3 protein-coding genes are annotated in these 5,529 nt (G+C 37.4%); 2 read left to right on the top strand and 1 reads right to left on the bottom strand.

The features are described from left to right. Positions 1-439: 439 nt before the first annotated feature. Positions 440-1,570, bottom strand: a complete 1,131-nt coding sequence (locus ACFIKG_RS08455) for a metallophosphoesterase (RefSeq protein WP_375627262.1) — start codon at positions 1,568-1,570, stop codon at positions 440-442. An 818-nt stretch (positions 1,571-2,388) separates the two neighbouring features. Here ACFIKG_RS08455 and ACFIKG_RS08450 point away from each other — a divergent pair. Together ACFIKG_RS08450 and ACFIKG_RS08445 are read left to right on the top strand one after the other, a co-directional pair. Then, positions 2,389-2,868, top strand: a complete 480-nt coding sequence (locus tag ACFIKG_RS08450) for a hypothetical protein (RefSeq protein WP_375652110.1) — start codon at positions 2,389-2,391, stop codon at positions 2,866-2,868. Beyond that, positions 2,852-5,529: autotransporter outer membrane beta-barrel domain-containing protein (locus ACFIKG_RS08445; RefSeq protein WP_375652109.1), on the top strand; the 2,678-nt coding region annotated here is incomplete at its 3' end. The genes ACFIKG_RS08450 and ACFIKG_RS08445, both read left to right, overlap by 17 nt.

Below are 5,529 nucleotides of genomic sequence, written 5' to 3'. Positions count from 1 at the left end.
TCCAAGGTGGCTTCTAAATAACCGTTTAGTGCCCCAACTTGGATTCGGTCTCTGAACACTGCCATGGCATGGTGAAAACAGCATCACAAAACATCAATTGTTTGAAGATTATAAGTAAAAAATGAATCAAAACAAAAAGTTTTCTTGGTAATTCTGGATACTTCCTCGACACACTCCTCTTTCTCTTCCAAGATGAAAGCCTAAAAAGAAAAAATAAAATAACAAACCATTATTCCGCTTTGTATTAAAGCTCAGTTCACATTAAACCATTGCACTTATAGCGCTTAACCTGATATTTTAGCATTTTTGAAAAAAAGATGAAAAAGATATCTGATTTTTCATTCTATTTTTAAGTGACACTTAGACACTCTCATTGCTTTTCAAATCCGCACATATAATACGTTTTTTCCTTATCCTTAAAACAAAGAAAAAAATCCTATTATAACTGACTGCAACTCGCGGAAAATTGGGTGTCTTTCCCTATAACACCAAGATCTTTAATTAAAAGCGGTTTTCCTATTTCTCCATTATAGGCTTTAACGTGAATGGTCTTTCCCTTCACATCTATGAGGTAATAATCTCCATTAAAAAGCGCACCAGCTGTATAGATAGGGATATTTCCAAAAACCTTATCATTTTTCGCACGGCAATAAGACTGATAATGCGTATGACCCACGAAGATTGCTTTAACATTATGAGAGGTAATAATTGACTTAAAGACCGACAAATCTTTAGCATTCTTTTTACGAATAAAAAAGGATTCACCATCAATGGAAGCAGCACGCGCATCATGAAAATTAATGATTGTCACTTTACCTCTTGCATCAGCAGCAGTTAAATCGTTCCTAAGCCAATCTAAAGATTTATTGATTTGCGCCTGCATAGACTGTCCCATCAAACGAACCGTATAGCTTGGATAATTGTGAAGCTGCACATAGTGAACATCTCCATAATCCCAAGAATAACTCAAACTCCCCCTTATCGAGCGAATATTTCCACCCGAAATGGGAACCAAACTTTCAGTAACATCTGCATTAAAATGCAATAATTGATTACGGTATTTTTTGATTTCCGATACCATTCTTGAAACTGCACTTATAGCACAGGCATCTTTGTAAAAACTGAATTCTTGAGGATTTGTACAATTACCAACATTATTGGCATAATCATGATTCCCTAGCCCCTCATAGACAGGCGCTCCAAGAGTTTTATAAACATTTTTATAATCATCATAGTTTTTTTGTTGTCCAAACTCCGTCAGATCACCATTGACAATATGGAACGCGGCCTTGTGCGCTTTTATCACACCAGCAACCTGCTCATTTATCTTTAACCACGGCTCTCTGTTTGATATTCCATTGGCATCACCAGAGTTTAAACGCCACGGTTGCGGATCAGCCATGATGATAGCAGTATAATTTTTTACAAGAGACCTTTCTTTTATAGACCAGCCCATGAATGCATCATGATAAAGCCTCTCGTCCCTTCTTAACTTTTCAGAATCAAGGTTAAAACAACCAGAGATAGTAAAAGCAATCACGGTGATTACCAATTTAACTTTATATCTCATAAACCTAGCACCATAAAAACGTTACATATTTTATTATATTATAAAAAAATCCTCAGAAGCAATTTTTTAGATTTTCTTGTCAAGAGTGTGTCAAAAATTCAAAATAACGAAAGCAATAATCCTTCAATGAAGGTGCACTTTGATGATATAAAAGCACTGTTGGTTTCAAACCTTCAACTTCAAGCACTTTAATTTATTGAGATTTATGAGCTTGGGCTCTGTCAAATGCTATCGATACATCAACAGCTTATCAAAAACTAGGCATTTATCAGAAACCTAGCAAGTGTTCGTATACTATTAAAATATCCCAAACAGGAGAAACGAACGTATGCTGTATGCTCGAGAAGCCGTCTCCGTTAGATAGCAAAATCAAACACATTAGAATCTTATGAAAGATAAAGTAGGAATAATCAAAATGCTAAAAACAGTGTTTGGGTATTACTGTCATAACTAACTCTGGAAAGACCACAAACTGTAAGAAATATTACAGAAAATATTATTATTAATTTATAAAATTCATATGAACAATAATATAAAATATATCAAAACATAATAAAATTAACATTTTTACAAAATAGTTTTATAATAAATTTAATTATGTAATATAAAGTAATCACTTTATGATTATAAAAACGTTATGTATTAAATATAAATATGTAAAAAATTTAATATCAATTATTTTTTAGCTTTGACAAGCAGTAGAAAATAAAATACTTATAAAGACTATTACTGAAATTAATAACAACTATCCATTTTCACTTCTTCTTATGAAGTTCGCGGGGAAATGAATTTTTGGGGCTCTCATAAGGAGAATGCTAGTGTATAAAACATCCCTTTTATCATGCACGGCTGCAGCCGCTATCATCCTGTTCAACATCCAGTTCAGTGCACATGCTGAAACCCTCGTAGTTTCTGAGGGAAAACAACAAGAAGTATCCGATAAAACCTACGAAACTATTCACGCAAAAGACGGTGGCAAAATCATTGGAAAACATTTAACCATTGTTACGAATAAAGATATAAACCAAGGCACAAACCAAACCGTCTATGCTGTAACAGCAGAAGGTGCTAACAGTGCGATTGAGTTACTGGATGGCACAACCATTAAAGGCACTGGTTCTGGTATTTTCTTAGGCCTTGAAGCCAAAGACGGTGCTACACTTCAAATGACTAAGGGAACAATTACATACTCTGGAATGGGTGCCTCCTCATCTGGCATTTTATCTAGCACTGGTGCTTCCTTTTCTGACAGTAAGAGTAAAAAAAAACAAGCTGGAAGATGTGGTAATATCGAGTGAAAACGATAACATTTTACTACCCTTAGGAATAAGTGCTAAAAACAGCACAGTAACCTTGAGCAATGTAACCGTAACTCAAGCACTAACAGGTATATTTGCAGAGGATCACTCAACAATAACAATCTCTGGAGGATCACTCGATGGGGAAACTGATGGGGTATATGCTGGAAACGGCAGCATCATTACTTTAAACAACAATGTTACAGTCGCATCATCTAATGGTAATGCACTCCATGCAGATGGTATAGAATCCAAGATCACAATGAAAGGAGGGGCTGTCATAGGAGGAAGTTTGAATGGACATGAAGGCGCATTATTTACAAAAAATGGTGGACGTATTGAAATTACGGATGTTACTCTAACAACCGATAATTTCGGAAACGGTGCACTTGCACTTGGTTCTGATAGCATAGTTGAATTAAAAGGCAATACAAAGATTAACAATGCTTTGAACGGTCTTGGAGCATTTGATGGTGGTAAAATCACCAGCGAAAATTTAACACTCATCGGTTCTGGAGAAAAAGAAGAAAGCACTGGTGTAGGAGTTGACCTGCCTAACAGCAAGATCGAACTAAATGGAAAAACAACCATTGAAAAATTCACACATGGGCTTGAGGCACGAAATGGTGGACAGATTGATGTCACGGATATAGCTTTAACAACGAATGACGCGGGAACCGGTGCACTTGCACTTGGTCCTGATAGCAGAATTGAATTGCATGGAACGGCAACGATTAATAATATTTTGAAGGGTCTTAGAGCAATAAATGGTGGCAAAATTACCAGCGAAAATTTAACAGTAGTCGGTGGTAAAGCAATTAATGAAAATCTCGGCAAAATAAGCACTGGTGTACGGACAGAGGATTCTGGTAGTGAAATTCAGTTAACCGGCAAAACAACCATTCAAAATGTCGATGAAGGTTTTTATGCAGATGATGGGAGTAAAATCATTAGCGGAGATTTAACAATAACCGGTAGTGAGTCCGAAGCAGCAACCGTTGGTGTAAACATTTGGGATGCCGATAGTATAGTTGAATTCAATGGCAAAACAACCATTCAAAATGTTGATGTTGGTCTTTTTGTCATTGAAGGTAGCACAATTAAAACGAGCAATCGTGCTATTGATACTAATTCTAAAGGCCTAGATACCCAATCCGATACTCCTCAGAAGGGGAAGAAAAATACAATAGAAGCAAAAATGGCTGCACTGGTTGTAATAAATGGCGGACATATTGATCTGACAGATGTTTCTGCCACAGCAGAAGTTGCCAGTTTACAATTCGCAACTTTCTTTGATAATAATCCGAATAGCTCGCATGATCCGCAAAAATATCATAGTAATGAGATCAATCTGACTAATGCAGAGCTTCATGCTGAAAATGGTACAGGAATTTTCGTTAGAACTGTTGTTGAAAAAAGCATCGAAGATGCTGCTGCTCCATCAATCGGCACAGTCAATCTTAAAAAATCAGAAGTCCATGCTGACGTATTATTAGGAGATGGTATTTTTTGGGACAAAGCGTCATGGAAAGATGAAGATTTGTGGGATGGTAAAGAGGTTAAAACGATCTCCAACGGCACCTTCACATTAAGCACTGATCAGTCTATTCTAGAGGGCAGAGCGAATATTGCTAAAGACAGAAATGTGCACTTTGATCTGAAAAACAATACAAAATGGACGTTGAAAATCAGCAAAAATGAAAAAGATGATGATGGCAATCTCCTTGATATCGCTCAAAGATCTCGTTCTGATATTTCCACGCTTAATCTCGATAACAGCTCCATTATCTTTAATGGACCAACAGAAGATCATTACCAAACATTGCATATAGGTTCTGGTAAACCAGACACGCAAGAAGTCTACAATGCAACGGGTGATGCAAAGATTTACTTCAACACGGCTTGGAGTGATGGTGCTGCAATAAATGACCAAAAAACCGATAGACTTTTGATCCATGGGGATGTCTCTGGCAACACATCAGTTTATGTCACGGGGCGCTTAGAAGAGAACAATATCGAAGCAAATACCTCTGCTGCTGCCAATGTCCGGGGTCTTTCACTTATTCAAGTTTCTGGAAAAGCAGAGGAAAACTCTTTCAAACTGGTAAATGGCTATACCACAAGAGGTGGCTTACCAGATATGTATACACTACGTGCCTATGGACCAGACTCAAGCCAAGGCAACGCCGATATTGCACAAAACCTCTTTGATGAAAAGAATGAAAATTTCTGGGATTTCCGTTTGCAACCCGAACTGCTTGACTCCAATTCTGGTTCAAATCCTGATCCTGAAACAAATATCCCTACCGTTGCCCCTGTACCACAAACAGCAAGCTATTTAGTCATGCCAAATGCTCTCTTCTATAGTGGATTAACCGATATGGCTAAACAAAACGCACTCTTAGCCAATATCAGAACATCCGTCTTAGGAAAAGAAGAAGAAAAACAAACCGGTTTCTTCCTCTATACTTACGGAAACACAGGAACCTTATCTTCTGAACGTGGTCCTCTCAAATATGGTTATGGTGCTGATATCCGCTATGCTGCTCTCCAAGCCGGTGTCACATTCGCAGCATTAGAAGGACAAAATACCACAACACATTTCGGTCTTGTAGGCACCTATGGGCGACTATCTTTCACTCCAAAAGAGATGCAGGATGC

Origin of the sequence: Bartonella sp. LB28NMGDW, from assembly GCF_042194435.1 — a bacterium.
In the GTDB taxonomy this organism is placed as follows: Bacteria; Pseudomonadota; Alphaproteobacteria; order Rhizobiales; family Rhizobiaceae; genus Bartonella; species Bartonella grahamii.
This window is presented reverse-complemented; position numbering and strand designations above follow the sequence as displayed.

What these genes read in the sequence shown, in the direction of transcription:
- ACFIKG_RS08455 (WP_375627262.1), bottom strand. Translation starts at nt 1,570, where the DNA reads ATGAGATATAAAGTTAAATTGGTAATCACCGTGATTGCTTTTACTATC.